This is a genomic window from Glaciihabitans arcticus (assembly GCF_004310685.1).
Lineage (GTDB): Bacteria > Actinomycetota > Actinomycetes > Actinomycetales > Microbacteriaceae > Conyzicola > Conyzicola arctica.
Map to the genome: position 1 here is coordinate 2,463,737 of NZ_SISG01000001.1, position 22,175 is coordinate 2,485,911.

General features: G+C 68.6%; 5 protein-coding genes. 3 read left to right on the forward strand and 2 right to left on the reverse strand.

The window, feature by feature from the left end; translation table 11 throughout:
- Positions 1-231 precede the first annotated feature (231 nt).
- Genes EYE40_RS12025 through EYE40_RS12030 form a run of 3 tightly spaced genes read left to right on the forward strand, consistent with a single transcriptional unit; the run spans position 232 to position 3,352 of the window.
- Positions 232-1,518 carry a right-handed parallel beta-helix repeat-containing protein gene (locus tag EYE40_RS12025; protein ID WP_130982171.1) on the forward strand — a complete coding sequence of 429 codons (1,287 nt, stop codon included), beginning with the start codon at positions 232-234 and terminating at the stop codon, positions 1,516-1,518.
- Entirely contained in the window at positions 1,515-2,213 is a 699-nt protein-coding gene (locus EYE40_RS15455; protein WP_161972392.1) for a hypothetical protein, read from the forward strand. The genes EYE40_RS12025 and EYE40_RS15455 overlap by 4 nt, the downstream gene beginning before the upstream one ends.
- Positions 2,210-3,352 carry a Dyp-type peroxidase gene (locus EYE40_RS12030; protein WP_161972393.1) on the forward strand — a complete coding sequence of 381 codons (1,143 nt, stop codon included), beginning with the start codon at positions 2,210-2,212 and terminating at the stop codon, positions 3,350-3,352. The genes EYE40_RS15455 and EYE40_RS12030 overlap by 4 nt, the downstream gene beginning before the upstream one ends.
- Here EYE40_RS12030 and EYE40_RS12035 read toward each other — a convergent pair.
- Positions 3,349-3,792: a hypothetical protein gene (locus tag EYE40_RS12035; protein WP_130982173.1), complete on the reverse strand. Its 444-nt coding sequence runs from the start codon at positions 3,790-3,792 to the stop codon at positions 3,349-3,351. The two genes, EYE40_RS12030 and EYE40_RS12035, sit on opposite strands and share 4 nt — an antisense overlap.
- Positions 3,789-22,022 (reverse strand): DUF7507 domain-containing protein, encoded by an 18,234-nt coding sequence (locus tag EYE40_RS12040; protein ID WP_204742246.1) that lies wholly within the window; start codon positions 22,020-22,022, stop codon positions 3,789-3,791. Before EYE40_RS12040 ends, EYE40_RS12035 begins: the two co-directional genes overlap by 4 nt.
- Positions 22,023-22,175 lie beyond the last annotated feature (153 nt).

Here is a 22,175-nt window from a genome sequence, read left to right on the forward strand (position 1 = left end):
TCGGGTAAGTACGCTCGATGCAACTTCTGCTAGGTGATCGCTCGGGCGGAATGTGGTGTGCCGGCTGTCTGGTGACGGGGTTGTGGCAGACGGAGGGCTCTTTCAGAATAGTCGTTAGTGTGAGGGCGTCTCACACCCTATTAAGGGGGCCACCATCAAAGGGATCGGCCCGGGCACCCGCTTTATACTCGGGTCATGGGGGCACGCGCACATCAGGTGATAAGCAGCTCCATGATTCTCATCGCCGTGCTTGTGACATCGTCGCTCTTGAGCGCGTGCTCAACCCAGCCAGGGCAATCGGGCCAGGCGCTGGTCGAGGTTCCCGCCGACGCCCCGACTATTTCGGCGGCACTCGAGCTCGTGTCCCCGGGCGGGCTGATTCTGGTCTCGCCGGGCGAGTACCCCGAATCCGTGACGATCGATGTGGCCGACGTCACACTGCGTGGCACCGATAGAAACGCGGTCATCATCGACGGCGAGGGGCTGCGCGCCAATGGTGTGCAGGTGGTCGCCACGGGCGTGCGCGTACAGAACCTGACGGTGCGCAATCACACCTTCAATGGCGTGCTAGTCACCGGCATGCGCGATGCCAATGGCGCCCAAGCACACAACCTCGACGGCTACGAGAAGCTCGATCCCGAGAAGTTCCCGCCCCTCGAGCGGTTCGAGGTGAGCAATGTCACAGCCAGCAACAACGGGCTCTACGGCATCTACGCGTTCAATTCACGGCACGGAGTGATCCGTGACAACTACGCATCGGGGTCGGCGGACTCGGGCTTCTACGTCGGCCAGTGCGCTGGCTGCGACATCCTCGTCACCAACAATGTGGCCGAGAACAACGCGATCGGCTACGAGAACGCCAACGCCTCGGACTCGGTGCTGATCGCCGGAAATCGGTTCAGCAGCAACCGAGTGGGCCTCACGCTGTTGTCCTGGTACCAGGAGGCATACCTCCCGCAGAAGTCGGCGACGGTGGTGGGCAACCTCATCGCCGACAACACCTCGGCCGACTCACCCGCCCAAGCGCTCGGCGCGTTCGGCATAGGGGTGGGCCTGTCGGGCGCCAACACGAACACCCTCGAGCGCAATCTCATCGCCGGCAACGCCTCGACCGGCGTGCAGGTGACGAATACCGAAGACCTCGCCTCGACCGGCAACCGGCTCGTCGACAATTCCTTTGTGGATAACGGCATCGATCTGGCCAACCTGTCGGCAGAGCGATCCCCGTCGGTGGGAACCTGCGTTGAAGGCAGCGGGCCAGGCACGGTGCTTCCTGCCGGGTTCGGCAGCGACTGCGCCGGGACGAGCGTCGGAGTCTCGGCAGACAGGCTGCCCGCACTCGATGTGCCCGCTGGCCTGTCCTTCCTGAAGGTTTCGCCGGGGCCGGACCAGCCCGATATGACCGGGTCGCTCCGAAACGTGCCCCGTCCCCTTCCCGACACCGTCGCCATGCCGAACCCCGGCTCCTTCGCTCTTCCCGACCGCACTCTCCTCGCGGACCGGGCGGTCGCCCGGTGAGATCCCTGGCCATCGGCATCGCGGTGCTTCTCCTGCTGACGGCTTGCGCGCCCGCCGAGCCCACCGGCCCACTCGCGTTGACCGGTGAGCAGTCCGAGCGACTCGCCATCGCGCGCTTCCGCAACTTCGATGCCGGCGTACGCGCGATAGATGTGACAGTCCCCGCCGACAGTGGCGAACTCGAGCTTGTGGGCTGGTTCGACTACGCGGGTGGCGTCGGCTACGCGGCGGTGTCCTCGGCGAACAAACCGGCCGGGCTGATCTGGTGGACCCACGAGCTCGTCGCGACACGCTCCATCCCGGTCGATTCTGCGCTCCTCCCCCTGCCCGCCGACGGCTGGGAATCCGGCCCGCTCGACCCGTCGAGCACCTCCCTTGCGAACGCCGTCGCCGTCGTTGCGAGTCTCGGCTCAGATCGCCCCGAGAACCCGCAGCTGCTGGCGCAGACCGACGCGGCCTGGCTGCGCACCGACGAGGTGGACGGCGTGGACGTCGACGTCTTCATCGGCCCGTCGGGAGACTCCGCGACCTCCGCCCCCGAGGACTCGGCGCTGCGCGCCCGGTACTGGCTGGACGACTCGGGGCTGCTTCTGACGTTCCAGTTCCCCGCGGGCTCGTCAGGCAAGTGGATGACCGCGCTCTTCGGCCCCGCGAGCGGCATCGTCATCCCGAGCACAGTGCCGGGCACCCCGTGACCGAGTCCGGGCCGCGCAACGAGCCGACGTTCCGCCCCTCTCGGCGTGGGCTGCTTTCGGCGGCGCTCGGTGGCGCCGCGGGGCTCGCTCTCGGCGCGACCGGAGGCGTCGCACTCACGCGAACCGACACCCCGGCCCCGGCTTCGACTCCGGCTCCCACGGAGGTCGTGCCCGTGCGCGGCGAGCATCAGGCTGGTGTGCACCTGCCCGCCTCCCCACAGCAGTTCGGCGCGCTGCTGGTGCTCGACACGGCCGCCACGGACACCGGATGGCTGGCCGCGCTCGGCGCACGCATCGTCGCGCTCGGCTCGGACGATGCCCTGCTGCCGGACGGCGCAGGCGACCTCACGGTGACGGTCGGCATCGGACCACGCCTTGTGCCCGATGGGCTGCCGGGCTCGACCGACCTGCCGGGCTTCGCGGACGACAACGAAATCGACCCGGGCGCACGCGGCGGCGACGTGCTGCTCGCCGCCTACTCGAGCGACCCGACCGTGCTCGCCGCCGTGCTCGCTGACCTCGCCCTGCTGGTGCCGGGCGCGGTCACGCGCTGGCAGCAGTTCGTCTTCCGCGGAAAGGGCAGCGGCACCAAGGCCCGTAACCCGCTGGGCTTTATGGATGGCATTGTCGTTCCCCACACCTCGGCCGAATTCGCCGACGGGGTTTGGATTCCCGACGGTCCCGCCGCGGGTGGCAGCATCCTCGTGATCCGCCGACTCCGGCTGGACACGTCAGCCTTCCGCGCTCTCGAGGTCGGCGAGCGGGAGGCGGTCATCGGCCGCAGGCTCAGCGACGGCGCCCCGCTCTCGGGCGGCGCACCCGACGACCAGGTCGACCTGCGCGCGAAGACCCCGGAGGGCGAGCTGCTGGTGCCGGCGCGCTCCCACGCGCGAGCCGCACATCCCTCATTCACCGGCTCGTCGCTGATGTTCCGCCGCAGTTACTCATTCGAAAACGACGGAGAGACCGGGCTCGTTTTTATGTCCTTCCAGAACGAGCTGCGCACCTTCGTGGTCACGCAGCAGCGACTGGATGAGGTCGACGCGCTCAGGACCTTCAGCACACCGACGGCCAGTGCGACGTTCCTCGTGCTGCCGGGTTTCGACGACGAGCGCCCGCTCGGATCGAGCCTGCTCTAGGCCACGTAGCGTTCGACCCGCAGAACGCAGCTGAGGTCGTCTTCGGCGACGGGAATCTCGGTGTCCCAGGTCTCCTCTTCGCCGGCCGCCAGGTCATCGACGTCCACCTGCACGAGCGCGCGGGTGTCGTTGGCACCGTTGAGCAGCGAGACGTAGATGCGGTAGCTGGCGGCCTCTTCGGTCGGGTTCGCGACCGTGCCGCTCACCTTCCACGCGTCGCCGTCGCGAACGCAGTCGCCCATGGTGTTGTCGGCGAGCGCGCCGACGAGGTCCTCGCCGGAACCCGGGGTGTCATCGATGTCGGTGATGCCGGGGGTCTGCTCGGCGTCCGCCGAGGAGGTCGGCTTGGGTTCGGGTGAGCCGGCCGTGCAGCCCGCGAGCGATGCCGCGAGGAGGGCAGCCGCAAGGGCGGTCACCAGGGTTCGTGAGCTCACGATCATGAGGCTGCCTTTCGCTGTCTTCTTCGGGCAATGAGTATCAATCCTAGGCCGGAGAGCAGCAGCAGCAGGCTCGCGCCCAACGGATACTCGGCATCCGTACCGGTCTTGATCAGGCCGCCCGGGTCGATCGCGCGCACCGGAAGCTGCACCGCGCCGACCGCGTTCGCGAGCACCGGGTCGCCGTTGTTGACGTCGATGCTGGTGACCGAGGCCGTCTCCGTGAGCCGCTGGCCCTCCATCGCGGCGGTGATCGTGTACGTCGCCGTTGCGGTCACCGATTCGCCCGGCAGCAGCACTCCGACCGCTCCCGGCCATGCGCCGTAGACGATGGTGCTGAGCCCGGTGCGCGGGTCGGTGATCTCGACGTTGTTCAGGGGCTCGGTGCCGTTGTTGCGCACCACGTAGCTGACGACGACGGTGTCTCCCGCGAATCCGGCCTGACCGGCCCGAACCTTCGGGCTCACCGTGATGCCGATGTCTGCGACGCGCGGCACGGCGAACGTGTCTGTGTCGGCGACCGGCGTGAGCGCGGATCCTCCGGGAGCGTTGGCGTTCGCCGTTGCCGTGTTGTCGATGGTGCCCGAGGCGACATCCGCAGCCGTGATCGTATAGCGCGCGGTGACTACGAGCAGTCCGTTCGGGCGAAGGGTGCCCGGCGTTCCCGGCCAGACGTAGGTCAGGGCGGAGAGACCCGGCTTGACGTCGCTCACCGTGACGCCGGTGAGTGTCACGTTGCCGGTGTTGCGCACCTCGATGCGGTAGTCCAGCGTCGCGCCCTGCTGGGCGAAGCTCGCCGCACTGCTCGTCTTGGTGACGGTCATGGCGGGTGCCGCAGTGATGAGGGTCTCGCCGGCTTCGGCATCGGTCACGTTGGTGCCGGTCGGCGGCGTGCCGGTCGTCGTCGCGGTGGACGCGATCCGACCCGCATCGACGTCAGCCTGGCTGAGGATGTAGGTCGCCGTGGCAATGACCACACCGTTCGGCGCGAGCACACCCGCGGCTCCGGGGAACGCGTAGCTGATCGCCGAAGCGGGCACCTGCGGGTCGGCCACCGTGACGCCGGTCAGCGTGTGGGTGCCCGTGTTGGTGACCTCCCAGCGGAACAGCACTGCGTCGCCGGCGCGACCGGTCGCCGCCGCTGCGAGCAACTGCGTCTTGTCGATGTTGATGGATGACGCTCCGCCTGCGGTCGGGATCACCGACGGCGTCGAGGTACCGGACACCGCTGCGGCGCCGCGCGACGGGGTCGCGGAGGCCGAGGCCACATTGCGCACCTCACCGCCGTCGAAGTCGCTCTGGCGCACCGTGTAGGTCGCCGCGGCGGTCGCCGACTGTCCGGGCGGCACAACACCGGCGGTCGCGGTCGGCCAGGTGTAGCCGCCGATCGCGCTGAGGCCGGGCTTGGTGTCGCTGAACACCGGGTCGGTCAGCGTCAGGGATCCGGTGTTGGTCGCGGTGAACGTGTAGTCGATGATCGAGCCGACGACGGGTGCACCGCCGCCGCGCACAACGCCCTCCTTGAGCACGGTCATGCTCGAGGCGCCGGCAGCGAGCGGAACGCTCGTCTGCGGGGAGGTGTCGCTCACGTTCAGCGGTCCGCGGGCCGCCTCGCCCGTCGCGGTCGTGACGTTGCGCACCACGCCGAGGTCGACGTCGGCCTGGCTCACGGTACGGGTCGCGGTGACCTGCGCGGACTCGCCCGCGAGCAGCCTGCCCGGGTTGACCGGGTCGGGCCAGGTGTAGACGAAGTTGCCGAGACCGGCGACGGTGTTGGTCATGGCGACGTTCTCGACGCGCACGTTTCCGTCGTTGCGCAGAGTGAACGTGTAGTTCATGGTGTTGCCGAGCACACCGGTCGCGCCCGCGGCGAGCGCCGCCGTGTGGCTGGTGAAGAGCTCACCCCGTGCGGCCGAGGTGGAGATGTCGAACGGCGCCGAGGGTGCGTTGATGATGACGTCGTCGGGGGTGGTACCGAAAGCGGTCGCCGTGTTGCGGATGGTGCCGTTATCCACATCTGCGCGCGTCACGGTGTAGCGGGCCGTACCGTGCGCGACGCCGCCGGGCGCGAGGATGTTGGACGTCGATGGGAAGGTCAGCACGGGTGTCGAGACACCGGGCAGTGCATCGGTGACCTCGACGAGGCGCAGCGTCACGTTGCCGGTGTTGGTCACGTCGAACTCGTACTGGATGACCGAGCCCGCGTCGCCGGTTCCGGTCAGGAGCTGGCCTGACTTCACGACCGCGATGCCCGGGTCGTGTGCCTCGAGGTCGATACTCACGGTTCCGGACTGCACCGGGCCGACCGCGCCTGCAGGGCTCGTCGCCGTGGCGGTTGCGACGTTGTCGACGGAGCCGCGGTCCACGTCCTCCTGCTGCACCGTGTAGCTGAGCTCGTAGGTGACGCTGTCACCGGGCAGCAGCACGCCGTCTGCGTCGGGCCAGTCGGTGCTCGTCACCACGATGCCCTGGAGCGCGTCACCAAGGGTGACGCCCGTGAGTGTGGTGTTGCCGGTGTTGGTCAGCACGACTTCGTAGCTGAGTGCGTCACCGAGACCAAGTTGTGCCGGAATGGCCGGCGCGCCGGTCTTGGAGATCGCGAGCAGCGGGCTTCCCATCAGCTGCACGGTCGCCGGTGCTGTGGCGGATGCCGCGGCGCCCGTCGGCGGCAGGCCACGACCCGTGGCGACGCTCGACACGGATCCCGCGTCGATGTCGGCCTGGGTCAGCACCTGCGTGCGGATGACCGTCGCGGTGTCGGCAGGGCCCAGGACGCCGGGCGTTCCGCTGGACCAGCTGTAGTCACCGGCCGGCAGCGCGCCGATGCCGTCGGTGATGCTCGAACCGCTCAGGGTCACGTTGCCGGTGTTGGTGAACACGTAGGTCCACTCGACCGTGTCGCCGGCCCGGGCGGTCGCGCCGCCGATGCGCACGCCGTTATTGGTGACGGCGACGGTGGGGGCAGCGACCTCGGTCGCGACGGTCGATGTGTTCGACGTTGCGGAGACCGCGAGACCGCGCACGGGTGTCGCGCTCACGGTCGCCGTGTTGATCACATTGCCCGCGTTGACGTCGGCCTGGCTGATGTCGTAGATCGCGGTCGCGGCGACGGTGACGTTCGGGGCGAGCACGCGCGACGCTCCCGGCCACTGGATGACCGGCTGGCCTCCGGCGGGCAGCTTCGGGTCGTTCACGGCGATCGACCCGATCGTGACGTTTCCGGTGTTCCGGATCAGGAAGCTGTAGGCGATGGTGTCGTTCGCCCCCGCGCTGCCGGTTGCGACGCCCGTCTTCACGACACTCACCGCGGGCTGCGCCTGCACGGTGTTGATCCGAACCGTGTTGGAGGTCGCGGGGATCTCCGTCCCGCCCAGCGTGAAGGCGCGTACTGTCGCGGTGTTCTCCATAAAGCCGTTGTCGATGTCAACCTGGCGCAGCTGGTACGAGGCCACCCCCGTCGCGCTCTCGCCCGGAGCCACGGTGCCTTCGTCGGCGGGGTTCGGCCAGGTGATGACCGGGTCGGTAAGCCCCTCGAGAGCATCGGTCAGTTCGCCGTCGTACAGCGTGACGTTTCCGGTGTTGGTGGGGACGAGCTTGTAGTCGACCCAGTCACCGACCTGGCCGATGCCACCCGCGCGCAGCACGCCGGTCTTGAACGCGGTCAGGTCAGGCGACTGCACAACGGGCACGTTGACGGTCGCGGTCTGGAAGAACTCGACGCCGGTGGGCGGCGTCGCGTAGCCGCGCACCGAGTTGCTCACGGTGGCCGCGTCGATCTCCGGTTGGGTGAGCGGGTAGGTCGCCGTGCCGGTGATCGTCTCACCGGGCTGGAGCGTGCCGCCGGGGAAGCCCGCGCGATCGTACTGGATCGTGCTCACGCCGGCCTTCTGGTCGACGAAGCGCACGTTGGTGAGGGTCTGGTTGCCGTCGTTCCTCAGCGAGAACGCGAAGTTCACGAGCTCGCCCACGCGTCCGGTTGAGCCCGCGGCGAGCGCTCCGGTCTTGGTGACGGTGATCACGGGGTTGGCGGTCGCGGTGGTGACGGTCGCCACGGCGTCCTGACTCGAGGTGCGCACGTTCTTCGGCGTGAGGCCGGAGGCGCTGGCCGTGTTGATCACGGAGCCCGCGTTCACATCGGCCTGGCGAATGGCGAACGTCGCAGTAGCGGTGGCAACGGCGTTCGGCGCGAGTACTCCCTCGTCGCCGGGCCAGCGCACGTTCGAGACCTCGACGCCCTGCAGGGAGTCGGAGAGCACGATGCCGTGCAGGGTCACCGTTCCGGTATTGGTGATCGTGAAGTCGTAGCTGACGACGGCGCCGACGCTGGCCACGGCGGGCGGCGTCGCGACCTTGGTCACAACGAGCTCCGGGTCTTCGGGCGCGAGGGTCGTCGTCGCGATCGGCGAGCTGCCGCTCACGCGCGGCCCGACCGGCGGCTTGCCGCTGGCCGTCGCCTGGTTGAGGATCTGCCCGCTGTCCACGTCGGACTGCTTGACCGTGTACTCGGCCGTTGCGACGATCGTGGATCCGGGTTCGATGACGCCGACCGGTCCGCCGTTCCACTGGTAGCTGACCGCGGAGATGTCGGCGAGTCCGTCGATGACTTCGAGCAGGGTCAGGGTCACGTTGCCGGTGTTGCGAATGGTGAAGGTGTAGTCGACGATGTCGCCGAGCCCTCCACCCGCGCGTGGCACACCCGCCTTAGCGACGGTGAGCGCCGGGCTCGCCGGGATGTCGATGCCTGCCGTCGTCGAGCGCGTGACATCCACACCCCGCGGCGGCGTGCCGGAGCCGGTGGCGGCGCTCTCGACGCGGCCCGCGTTCAGCTGGGCGAGCGTGAGCGCGGACGTGGCCGATGCCTGCACCGACTCACCCGGCTTGAGGGTGAAGGCCGTGCCGTCCCAGTCGTCGTAGCTGATGGCCGAGATACCGCCGAGCTCATCCACGAGCTGCGCGCCGGTGAGCGTCACGTTGCCGGTGTTGGTGAGTAAATAGCTCCAGTTGACGGTGCTGCCGACGTCCTGGCGGCCGGCGGTGGCAAAGGCCGCGGTCTTGGTGATCGCGAGGTTCGGGCCGATCGCCTGGGTCGGAATCGTCGACACGTCGTCGTCGGTCACCAGGGTGTTCGTGGGCGACGGCGAGAGACCGGTGGCGGTCACGGGGTTGGTCACGGCGCCGGCGTTCACGTCGTCGAGGGTGATGACATAAGTTCCGGATGCCCGTGCGAACGTTCCCGGAGCGATCTCGCCCGGGCGGGCCGGGTTCGGCCAGGTCACGTCGGCGAGCACCACGCCGGTGACGGCGTCGACGAGGGTGACCCCGTGCAGGGTCACGTTGCCGGGGTTGCTGATGCGGAACTCGTAGTCGATGACGTCGCCGACGCCTGCGGTGCCGCGCGGCGTACCGACGGCGGTCGCCACAATGACCGGGGCCTCGAGCACGGTCGGAACGACGACCGTGTTGGAGTCGGCGGAGACCAGCACACCCTTCGGGGTCTTCGCCGAGACGTGCGCGGTGTTCGTGACGCGTCCGGTGTCGACGTCGGACTGCTTGATCGTGTACTCGGCGACACCGGTGACGAAAGTGCCGGGGGGCAGCACACGAGGCTGGCCGGCGATCGGCCAGGTGATCACGGGGGTGCCGAGCCCGATCATCGGGTCGACGAGCAGGCCGTCGTACATGGTGACGTTTCCGTCGTTGGTGATGCGCAGCGTGTACTCGATGACATCGCCGACAGCGCCGGTCCCGTTGTTCAGGATGCGCGCCGACTTCACGGGGCTGAGCTTCGTGATCGGCGGGATGGTCAGCACAACCGTCACGGCCTGCGTGAGCGCGGCACCCGTGGGCGGCTGCGCGCTGCCCGTGACCGTACTGCTCACCGATCCGTTGTCGACGTTGGCCTGGGTCAGCAGGTACGGCACCGTCACGGTGACCGTCTCACCGGGAAGCAGCACGCCGTCCGAGGCTGGCCAGGTGTAGACGGCGCCCGCGAAGTCGACGAGGGGGTCGGTGAGCGTCACACCGGTCAGAGTCTGGTTGCCGGTGTTCTTCAGGGTGAACGTGTAGTCCACCTGATCCAGTGCGCGGCCGGTGGCACCCGGCGCGAGCTCGGCGGTCTGCGTGACCTGGATCGTGCGCGCGGGGACGGCGGTCGGGGTGGTCACGGGGCCCGTTTCATCCGAAACCGCACCGATCGGCGAGGTGCCGTCGACACTGGCCTGGTTGGTGACGGAGCCGTTGTCCACGTCGGCCTGGACGATCGTGTAATTGCCCTGTGCACGGGCGATGTCGCCCGGGAGCAGCGTTCCGGTCGCGCCGGGCCAGGTGGTCGCGGAGAGGGTGAGGCCCGGCATCGTGTCGGTGAGGGTCACGGCCGTGAGGGTCGTGTTGCCCGTGTTCTCGATCTCGATCGAGTACCGGATGACGTCACCGACGCCGCCCGCTCCGTCACGCGTGTCGATCTTGCGAACGTCGATCGCGCGGGTGCGGGTCGCCGTCTGCGTGACCGCGGCGGGCGAGTCCTCGCTGTAGGTCGCACCGGCCGGGGTCGTGGCCGTGGCGGTGGCCACATTGCTCACGGAGCCGAAGTCGACGTCCGTCTGCTGGATGCGGTAGGTGGCGGTCGCCGTGGCGATCGCGCCGGGTGCGAGCACGCGGGCCGTTCCCGGCCAGGTGATGACCGGGGCGCTGACACCCGCGAGGGAGTCGGTGAGCGCGACGGCGGAGAGCGTCACGTTACCGGTGTTCTCGATCTCGAACGAGTAGGTGATGAAGTCGTTCAGTTCTCCGGGGGCGCCGTTCAGGGAGCCGGTCTTGCTGACGCGCAGATCGGGGCCGGAGACGATCGGAACCGTCGCCGCAGCCGTAGCCCGGGCGACGGCGCCACGCGGCGGGGTTCCGACGGCCGTCACCGTGTTGACCACGGAGCCCGCGTTGACATCGGACTGCAGCAGGTCGTACTTCGCCGTAGCCGTGGCCGTGTCATCCGGATCGAGCGAACCGTCGGCAAGCGGACCGTTGTTCCAGGCGGTGAACACGAGGTCGTACAGGCCGGGCATGGCGTCGACGAGGTCGACGGCCGAGAGGCGCACGTTGCCGGTGTTCTCGATCGTGAACGAGTAGGTCACGACGCCGCCGACGCGGGTCGAGGCGGCGGTGCCCGTCTTGGTGACGGAAATTCCGGGGTCGGCGTCGGCAGTCGGGGTGTCGACGTTGCCCGAGGTTCCCGTCGCCGGGCGGGCGCCCACGAGAGAGCTGCCTGCCGCGGTCGCCACGTTGCGCACGAAGCCGGCGTTCACATCGGCCTGGGTGATCGTGTAGCGACCCTGCGTGGCGATGGTGGCGTTCGGGGGGAGGTTGTGGTTCGGGTTGGTCGCGTTGTCCCACGGCAGGGCGTCGAGGTCCGCACCGAGCAGCGGGTCGCTGAGGGTGACTCCGGTCAACGTCGTGTTGCCGGTGTTGCGCACGATCAGGTTGTAGGTGATCTGGTCGCCCACGTTGCGGTCGCCCGCGATGGCGGTTTTCGTGACACCGAGCGCGTCACGCGGCGCCACTGTGTCGATGCGCACCGTGTTCGAGCTCGCGGCGACGTCGTTGACAGCGCTGTTGGGGCTGCGCGCGTCGACCTTGGCCGTGTTGTCGATGTAGCCGCGGTCGATGTCCGCCTGGGTCAGCGGGTAGGTCGCCGTGCCGGTGACGGAGGCGCCGACCGGAAGGGTGCCGGGCGTGCCGGGCCAGCCGATCACCGGGGTGGAGATGCCGGGCAGCGGGTCGACGAGGCGACCGTTGGTGACGGTGACGTTGCCGGTGTTGGTGACGACGACCTTGTAGTCGATGAGGTCACCGACCTGGCCGATGCCGGGGCTGCGCAGCACGCCGGTCTTCACGGCGACGAGTCGGCCGCGCGGCGCGATGTTCACGGTGACGGAGTCGGTCTTCGACTCCTCGGCCGCGGTGCCGATCGGGGTGACGAGACCGGAGCCGACGTTGACGACGGAGCCGGCGTCGACGTTCGGCTGGTCGACCTCGAAGGTCGTGGTGGCCGTTACCGTCGCGCCGGGCAGAAGCGTTCCGGCGGGAGCCGTGGTGGGCCAGGTGTACTGCAGCGGGGTCAGGCCGATGAGGGTGTCGGCGAAGTGCACGTCGGTGAGGCTGACGTTTCCGGTGTTCGTGAGGGTCAGCACGTACTCGATGATGTCGCCGTCTTCGCCGAGCGCTCCGGACTCGAGGGCGCCGCTCTTGTCGAACGTGTAGTTCACCACGCGGTCGATGGTGGGCGTGACCGCGGGGTCGCTCGTGTCTGACGCCGGGGTGGTGCCGATGAAAGTCGTACCCGCGGCGGTCGCCGTGTTGGTCACCGATCCGCTGTTCACGTCATTCTGCGTCACCACATAGGTGGCGGTCGCGGTGATGCTCTCGTCCGGACCGAGTGCGCGCTCGATGCCACCGGGCCAGGCCTGGTAGTTGAGGTCGCTGAGCCCCACGAGCGAGTCGGTGATGGCGACGTCCTTGAGCGTGACGTTGCCGTCGTTCACCACGGTTATCGTGTAGGTGATGACCTGGCCGACGCCGGGCTTCGCTACGGAGCTGGCGGTCTTGGTGGTGAAGAGCGAGGGGTCCGCGGCGATGGTGGTGACCGTCGCGTCGTCGGTGTCGGTCACGTCGGCGCCGACCGGCGGCGTTCCGCGCACGGTCGCGACGCTCGAGATGCTGCCCGCGTCGACGTCGCGCTGCGTGACCACGTAGGTCGCTGTGGCGATGACCTCGGTGTTCGGCTGCAGGGTGCCGGCGGGGTTGCCGTTCCAGTTCGTGTAGACGATGCCGGTCAGGTTCGTGAGTGCGTCTGAGATTGCGACACCGGTCAGCGTGACGTTGCCGGTGTTGCGCGCAACGAAGGAGTACGTGACGACGTCGCCCACGAAGAGCCCGCTCGTCGGGCTGGCGGTCTTGGTGAGACTGACGCCGGCGTCGGGAACGAGCGGCACCGTGACGCTGTCAGAGGATGTCGCATCCGCACCGCGAGCGGGGCTACCCGTCGCCGTGACCGTGTTGATCAGCGCGCCCGCGTTCACGTCGGCCTGCGTCACCGTCGAGGTGGATTGCACGGTGAACTCTGCGCCAGGGTCGAGAGTGGTGTTGGCCGGAACGATAACCGGCGTGGCACCGGGCAGGCCATCGACGAGGTTGATAGCGGTGAGTGTGACGTTGCCGGTGTTGCGCACCACGAAGGTCCAGGTGACAACGTCGCCGGCCTTGGTGGCGCCGGTGGTCGCGGTCTTGTCGACGAGGATGCTCGGGTTGGATGCGGCGGTCGCGGTGGTGGAGGTGGACGCCGGGCTGGTGATCGTGATGTTTCCGGGCTCGGTGGCCGAGGCGGTCGCCGTGTTGATGACGGAGCCCGCGTTCACATCGGCCTGTGTGACCGTGTAGTCAACGGTCGCCGTGGTGACCGCCTGCGGCGCGAGGGTGGTGGCGCCGAGGGCCGGAGTCGCCGCGCCGAGCATCTGGTCGCTGAGCGTTGCGCCGGTGAGCGTCACGTTGCCGGTGTTGGTCACGGTGAACAGGTAGCGGATGACCGAGCCGACGCCCGCGATTCCGCCGCCCAGCACGGTGCCGGTCTTGACGACACGCAGCTCACCGCGCACGGCCGCGGTCGAGGTCACGACCGGGTCGCTGGTCGCTGTGACGGCGGGTGCACCGGCGGGCGGGGTGGCGGTCACGGATGCGACGTTGGTCACCGACTGGTTGTCGATGTTGGCCTGGGTGAGCACGTAGCTCGCGGTGCCCGTCGCCGAGCTGTTCGGTGGCAGGACGCCCGGCGTGCCGGGCCAGGTGATCGAGAGCGCGGGAAGTCCGGCGAGCGAGTCGGTGATGGTGACACCGGTCAGCGTGACGTTGCCGGTGTTGCGCACTATGACGGTGTAGTCGATGCTGTCACCCACGGCGCGGTTGCCGTTGGCCACGGCCGTCTTCACGATACTAATGCCGGGTGTCGCGGCGAGCGGGACGGTCGAGGCTGCGGTGCGTGCCAGGGGGCCGTTGCGCGGGCTGACGGCGGTCGACGATGCCTCGTTGATCACGGATCCCGAGTCGACGTCGCTCTGGATCAGGGTGTAGTCGGCGGTCCCGGTCGCGACCTGGCCGGGCTGGAGCACGCCGGGGCTGGCCGGGGTGGGCCAGCTGATGACGATCGGCACGCCATTGATGAGCGGGTCGGTCAGGGTGACGCCGGTGAGGGTCTGGTTGCCGGTGTTGGTCGCGGTGAGCGTATAGGTGATGCGGTCGCCGGCCTTGCCGGTGAAGCCGGCCGCGGGGGTGCCCACCTTGGTGAAGGTGTAGCGCGCGTCGGCTGCGACGGTGTCGGTGACGACAGGAGCTGTCGAGTTGGTCACGATGGGCGTCACCTGCGAGGTCGCGGCTGCCGTGGCCACGTTGGAGATCGAACCGGCATTGACGTCGGCCTGCGTGATGACGTGGGTGGTCGTCGCGGTGACGGCGGGAGTGTTCGGCTGCAGCGTGTTGGCCACGCCGCCCGGCCACGGTCCGTAGACGAGCGGGGTGAGTCCGGGAGCGGTGTCGCTCAGGCTCACGCCGGTGAGGGTTACGGTTCCCGTGTTGCGCGCCGAGACGGTGTAGGTGATGACCTCACCGACGAGGCCGGTTCCGGTGCCGGAGATCGTGAAGGTCTTGGTCGCGAGGATCGACGCCGTGCGGGCGATCGTATCGACGGTGACGGACTGCGAGCTCGCCGTGGTGTTCGGTCCGGTCGGCGGCTTGCCGGAGACGCTCGCGGTGTTGGTGACCGACCCGGTGTTCACATCGATCTGGCGCACGACGTAGTCGGCGGTGGCGGTGATCTCCTGGTTCGGCAGCAGTGTTCCCACGGCTCCGGGCCAGCTGCCGTAGCTGATGGCGCCGAGGTTCGGACGCGGGTCGCTGATGGTGACACCGGTGAGAGTGACCTTGCCCGTGTTGCGGGCGACGAAGGTGTAGCGGATCGTGTCACCGACGGCACCCGTTCCCGCGCCGACGTAGGCGGCGGTCTTGGAGAGGGTGAGCGTCGAGGTGGTCGAGAGCGGCAGGGTTCCCGAGCCGGTGAAGCTGGTGGGGGCGCCGGTCGGCGGGTTGCCGGTTGCGGTCGCGGAGTTGGAGAGGGCGCCCGAGTCGATGTCGGACTGCCCCAGCACGTAGGTGGCTGTGGCGAGCACTTCCTGGTTCGGCGCGAGCACGTTCGGCGCTCCGGGCCAGACTCCGAAGGCCGCGGGGCTGATGCCGGGCAGCGAGTCGGTGAGGTCGATGCCGCTGAGCGTGACGTTGCCGGTGTTGGTGATGCGAATCGTCCACGTCACGAGCTCACCCGCGGAGCCGTTGCCGCCGGTCGGAAGAGCCGCGACCTTGGTGAGGAAGAGTCTCGGGCTCGCGGGCGCGGTCGGGGTGACGACCCGGGTCGACTGGGCCTCGAGCACGGTTCCGCCGGGGCGGACACCGGTGGCTGTCGCGGTGTTGGCGACCTGGCCGGCGTCCACGTCCGCCTGCTGGATCACGTAGGTCGCCGTGGTCGACACGGTCTCCTGCGGCTGCAGCACGTTCGGCTGGTTCGACCAGACGAGCGATGCCGTCTGGATGCCGAGCAGCGGGTCGTTCAGCGTGACACCGGTCAGGGTCACGTTGCCCGTGTTGCGGGCGACGATCGAGTAGGTGATGACGTCACCGACGTTGCCGCCGGAGCCCGTCGCGTTCTTCGTGACGATCATGCTCGACGAGGCCGCGACGGTGGGCACAACGGCCTCGGTCGACGTCGCCGTGACGACCGGTCCGGTGGGAGGGGTGCCCGAGGCGGTGGCGGTGTTACGCACGGAGCCGGCGTTCACGTCCGCCTGCTTGATGACGTAGGTCGCGGATGCCAGCACCTGCGTATTGGGCAGCAACCGGCCGGTGGTGCCGCTCGGCCAGGTGCCGTAGCTGATGGTCGAGAGGCCGGCGAGGGTGTCGCTGATGCCGACGGAGGTGAGCGTCACGTTGCCGGTGTTGCGCACGACGAAGCTGAAGGTGACTGTGTCGTTGACGCTGTTGGCGCCGGCGACGGTCGAACCGGCCTTGGTGACGGTGAGTGCGGGTCCGGATGCGAGCGGCAGCGTCGAGAGGCCGGTCGCCGTGATCACCGGTCCGGTCGGCGGTGTCGCCGTTCCGGTCGCCGTGTTGGCGAGGGATCCGGAGTCGATGTCACTCTGCTTGAGGGTGTAGTTCGCCGTACCCGTGACCTGGGCAAGCGGGGGAAGGGTGCCGGCGGTCGCGGTCGGCCAGGCGCCGGGGGCGAAGGTGATGGCGCTGAGATCCTGCAGCGGGTCGGTGATTCCCGCACCGGTGACCGTCACGTTGCCGGTGTTGCGCAGCACGAACGTGTAGCTGACGATGTCGCCGACGCGGGCGCTCGAGCCGGAGGGGAGCGTGCCGCTCTTGGCGAGGCTCAGGGTGCGCACGGGGGCGATGGTCGTCGTGGTGAGCACCGCGGAGGTGTCCGCGACCGTCGCGTTTCCGGGTGCTGTTGACGTGACGCTCGCCCGGTTGCTGAAGCTGCCCGCATCCACGTCGGCCTGGGTGACTGTGTAGGTCGCTGTCGCCGTGGCGATTCCGTTCGGCAGCAGCGTGCCCGCAGCCCCCGGCCAGGTGATGTTCGGTGTGGTCAGCCCGACGAGGGTGTCGGTGAGGGTGACGCCGGTGAGGGTCTGGTTTCCGGGGTTGGTGATGGTGATCGTGTAGCTCACCACGTCACCGACCTTCGCCCCGGTCAGGATGCTCGCAGTCTGGCTCACGGTGATGCGGCGATCCGCTGTCGCGGTCGGAACGGTGACGGACGACGTCGCCGTCGGCACCGTCTGCCCCGTGGGGGTCTTGCCCGTGACGGTGGCGGTATTGGCGATGGAGCCGGAGTCCACATCCGCCTGCTTGATGACGTACGTCGCCGTGCCGGTGGCCGTCGCGTTCGGCGCAAGCACGCCGGTCGTGCCGCCCTGCCAGGTGAGGGCGGGGATGCTGAGGCCCGCGAGCGAGTCGGTGAGGGTGACGCCGCTGAGCGTGACGTTGCCGGTGTTGCGGATCGTGAAGCTGAAGGTGACGATGTCGCCGGCAATTCCGGTGCCGGTCGTTACCGCGCCGGTCTTGAGCACCGTCAGGGTTCCCGTCGGAGCGACCGAGACGCTGTTCGGGGTGGTGACGGAGACCGCGGCGCCGGTCGGCGGGGTGCCCGTCGCGCGCGCGGTGTTGGCGACGGCGCCCGCGTCGACGTCGGACTGCTTGAGCACGTAACTGGCCGAGGCGGTTACCGTCTGGTTGGGCAGCAGGGTGGCGAGCGTTCCGGTACCGCCGGTGACGGTGATGGCGCTGAGGTCCTGCAACGGGTCGGTCAGCGTGACGTTCCTGAGGGTCACGTTTCCGGTGTTCCGCACGACGAAGGCGTAGCTGATCGAGTCGCCGGCCTTCGCGCCGGCCTGCAGGGTGCCGGTCTTGCTGAGACTGATTGCGGGAGCGGCGGCAACGGTCGGGGTGACGACCTGGCCGGTCGTGCCGGTCACGCTCGTCGCGCCGAAGTTCGCGGTCGACGAGGCGGTGTTGCGCACCGAGCCGGAGTCGACGTCGGATTGCTTGACGACGTAGGTCGCCTGGGCGATGACGGTCTGGCCGGGCGCGAGCGATGCTGGAGTGCCCGTGCCGCCGGTGACGGTGATCACCGAGATGTCGGGCAGCGTCTCGGCGAAGGTCACACCGGTGAGGGTCACGTTGCCGGTGTTGCGCGCGGTCAGCGTGTAGGTCACGGTGGTGCCCGCGGTCAGCGCGGTGGACGGCGACGCGGTCTTCGTGGTCGTGAGAGCAGGGGCAGCGGATGCCGTCGCCACGCTCGCGACCGCGGAGGTGGCCGTGACAGCTGGGCCGGTCGGCGGGGTGCCCGACGCGGTAGCGGTGTTGCGCACCGTTCCCGCGTTCACGTCGGCCTGCTTGATGACGTAGGTGGCGGTGGCGGTCGCCTGCGTGTTCGGCTGCAGGCGGTTCGGCGAGGCGGGAACGGGCCAGGTGTAGCTCAGGCCCGAGAGGCCGGCAAGGGTGTCGGAGATACCGACCGAGTTCAGCGTCACGTTGCCGGTGTTGCGCACCACGAACGAGAACGTGATCGTGTCACCGACGGATCCGTTGCCGCTCGTCACGGCACCCGTCTTGGCGATGGTCAGCGCGGGGCCCGAGGCGAGGGGCACGGTGGCGGAGTCGGTGCTGGTAACCGCGGCGCCGGTGGGCGGGGTGCCACGACCGGTTGCGACGTTGGGCACGGAGCCCGAGTTCACGTCATCCTGTGTCAGCACGTAGCTTGCCGTCGCGGTGACGGTCTGCCCGGGCTGCAGGGTGTTGGCCACCCCGCTCGGCCAGGTGCCGTACACCGGTGCGGTGATGCCCGGCAGGCTGTCGGCCACCGTGACGGCGGTCAGGGTCACGTTGCCCGAGTTACGCAGAGTGATGGTCCAGTTGACCGTCTCGCCCGCGCGGCCCGTGGCGCCGGTCGCGAGCGCGCCCGACTTGGTGGTGACGATCGAGGGGTTCGGGGCGGCGGTGTTCCTCGTGATCGGGCCGGAGCTCGAGGTCAGTGCGGTCGCACCGTAGCTACCGGTACCGGTCGCCGTGTTGATGACACGGCCGGAGTTAACATCGGCCTGCTTGATGACGTAGGTCGCGGTCGCCGTGACGAACTGGCCGGGGGCGAGCACCCCGACCGCGCCGGGCCAGGTGTAGCTGAGAGCGGAGAGACCCTGCAGCGGGTCGTTGATGGTCACGCCGGTGACGGTCACGTTGCCGCTGTTGGTGGTACGGAAGGCGTAGTTGATGACGTCGCCGGCATTGCCCGCGGCACCGCCCGCGATCGTGGCGGTCTTCGTGGTGGCGAGAGCCGGCGCGGCGGCGATCGTCGTGACGACACGGTCGGCCGAACTGCCCGTGACGGTGGTTCCGGAGGGGGTGCGACCCGTCGCGCTGGCCGTGTTGCGGATGCTTCCGGCGTCCACGTCGGATTGCTTGACGGTGTAGCTCGCGGTCGCCGTTGCGGTCTGTCCGGGGGTCAGCACTCCCGGATTCGCCGGTGTCGGCCAGGTCACGGTGATCGTTCCGAGTGAGGGCAGCGGATCGCTGAGCGTCACCTGGCTGAGCGTGACGTTGCCCTCGTTCTTGACCACGAAGCTGTAGTTGACCGTGGCACCCGCGGTGAGGCCGGTCGCAGGCGAGGCGTTCTTGACCACGCTGAGCGAGCCGGCCGGCACGATCGCGACCGTGGCCGGGGTCGTGCGCGTGACGTTCGCACCCGTCGGGGGCTTCGCGCTGGCGGTCGCCGTGTTGGCCACAGACCCCGCGTCAACGTCGGACTGCTTGAGCGTATAGGTCGCCCGGGCGATCACGGTCTGGCCCGGGGACAGGTTCGCGAGTGTGCCGGTTCCGCCGGTCACCGTGATCGCGGAGAGGTCCTGCAGCGGGTCGGTGATGCTGGCCGCGGTCAGGGTCACGTTGCCCGAGTTGGTGAGCGTGAAGGTGTAGGTGACGACGTCGCCGGCCTTGTTCGCGGCGCCTGCGGGGAGAGTCCCTGATTTCGCCAGCGTGATCGCGGGCGATGCGGCGAGCGTCGGCACCACCGACTGCGTCGATACGGCGCTCACTGTGGCGCCGTTCGGCGCCTTGGACGTAGCCGTGGCGATGTTTCGCACCGAGCCGGCGTCTACATCCGCCTGTTTGATCGTGTACGTCGCCGTGGCGATGACCGTCTGGTTCGGCGCGAGGCTCGTGAGGCTACCGGTGCCGCCCGTGACGGTGATCGCCGAAAGGGTGGCGAGCGGGTCGGTGAGCACCACGTCGGTGAGGGTCACGTTGCCGGTGTTGCGCACGGTGAAGGTGTAGGTGATGGTCTGGCCTGGACCCGCGTTTCCCGACGCCACGCCGGTCTTCGTTGTGGTCATCGCCGGTGCAGCCGCGACTGTCGGGATGCTCGCCTGCGGCGAGGTTCCCGTGGTGGTGGCTCCCGCGGGGGTACGACTCGTCACTGTTGCGGTGTTCTTGACGGAGCCGGCGTTCACGTCGGCCTGCTTGATCGTGTAGTTCGCCGTCGCCGTCGCAGTCGCGCCGGGAAGGAGCGTGCCCGCGGTGCCGGGCCAGGTGACCACCGGGGTCGAGAGGTCGGCGAGCGGGTCGTTCAGCACGACGTTCGTGAGCGTGACGTTGCCCGTGTTGGTGAAGCCGAAGCTGTAGCGGATGACGTCGCCGACCCGGCCGGTGCCGGGAGACACCAGCGCACCCGTCTTGGTCACGGCGATCGTCGAGACCGGCGCGATGGTCGTGGTGCGTGTGGCGGTCGCCGTGGGCTTGATGCCGCCGTCGCTATCGGTGCCCGTCGTCGTCGCCGTATTGACGATGGATCCGGCGTTCACGTCGGCCTGCTTGAGCGTGTACGTCGCAGTGGCCGTAGCTATCGCACCCGCTGCGAGCGCCCCGGCTGTCGCGGTCGGCCAACTGTAGGTGAGCGCCGAGAGGTCGGCGAGCGGATCGGTCACCGTGACACCGGTCAGCGGTGAGCTGCCGTTGTTGGTGATTGTGAAGGTGTAGGTGAGAACGTCGCCGACCCGGCCGATGGAACCGGCGGGGAGGGCGCTCGTCTTGGCGAGGGCGATCGACGACAGGTTGATGGTCGTCGAGTCGCTGTCATTGGCGAGGTAGTTGCCGACGAGGGTGTACCCGGTCGCATTCGCCGTGGAGACGTAGGTGCCCGCCGACGCGGCCGTCGCGGTGCAGGTATAGGTCGTGGTCTGCAGCGGTGTCAGCACCACCCCCGTCAGGGTGCGCGCGCAGTCGGACTGGTCATCGGTGACGACGATGTTGCGCAGCGTTCCCGCGCCAGTATTGGTGATGACAACCGTAAAAGTAGCCTTCTCGGCCGCCGTTCGCGCCTGCACATCGGCCGTGCCGTTGTAGGACTTATTGACCTGGAGCCCGGCGGTCGGCACCGAGAGGATCGCGTTCCGCAGCAGGTACGAGTCACCGCTCGTGCCGAGGCGCAGGTTGACCGACGAGTCCCCCTGCACGACGTTGGCGAGACCGATGGTCGCGACATCCACACTCTGATTAGTGAAGGCGCTGGTGTCGGCGGTCTGGGTGTAGCGATCGGAGCCGATTGCCCGGCCGATGCCGAAGTTGTTCGTCACACCCGCGCTGTTGTTGAGCTCCGTGTAGGTCGTTCCACTGCGGGAATACTCTGCCGAGTCGCCGACGATGTTGCGGTCGCCCTCGAACAGCGTGAAGCCGGCGCGCGTGCCCGTCTCGACTGCGGTAAAGCCGGTGAATCCCACGGTGAGATCGGCATCATTCTGGCCCTGGCGAACGTGGCCCTCGTAGTAGATGACGCGGTGGGGCACCGAGTTGATGTTGCCGGGGATATAGGTGCCGTAGTCGTAGACGACCGTGAGCCCCCAGCCGGCGTAGCAACCGGCGCCTGTCGGACCCCAGATGTTTCCGGCCGAGACGGTGATCGGCTGGCCGGTTCCGACGCCGAAAGCACTCGTGACGTCTGCGCTCGCGCTGTAGTACAGCGCGGTGGCCTGCGAGGCGGGATCTTCGAGCATGCTCGTCGGCGCAACGTTGGTGACCGGTCCGCCGGCAACCTGCAATTGAGCGGCACGGGTTCGGTATCCGACGGCAGATCCGGTCGGCAGGGTCGCGACACCACGACTCGTTGAGAAAGTGGTGCAGAGCATCCGACTGTCGCCGGTAAAGACGCCTGTGTTGCCGCTCCAGGTCAGGAACGCTTTGACCACATTCGCGCCGGACGGGATGGTGAGCTTCGCAGAGCTGGAGTTCGTGGTGAACCCGGCGATCGTGTTCGAGTTGACCATTGCGAAGTTGTCGTTGACGTTGGCGGTCGCCGGGTCGGCCGCTGCATGCAGGTTGGTGCAGGTTCCGGCGCCGGTCGCGAGAGCCGCGCCGGTGCAGGAGAGCACGCCGTTTCCCGCCTGCACGAAGTCGCCGTTGACGGTGGCCTGGTAGTTGGGGGTCGTGCCACTGTTGGTTCCCCACTGCACAACGGCGGCGGATGCCTGCTGGGCGGGCGCGAGGGTGAGACCGGAGACGACGACACCGATGGAGACGACGAGGGCGAGTGCGCGACGGAAGCGAGGCGCGTGAGCGCGCCGCGAACCAGCGTCGGGTGTGCCGTGCACGATCGTTCCCCTCAAGATGATGCAACAAATAACGTCGTCAATATCAACGCGCTCTTCACACAGCTCTTCGGGTGAGTCGTGACAAATAGGCTTATCGGGAGTTCGGAGCCCTTTACCGATCCAGATTGGTCGGGGGCTACCAGCTCTCCCTTT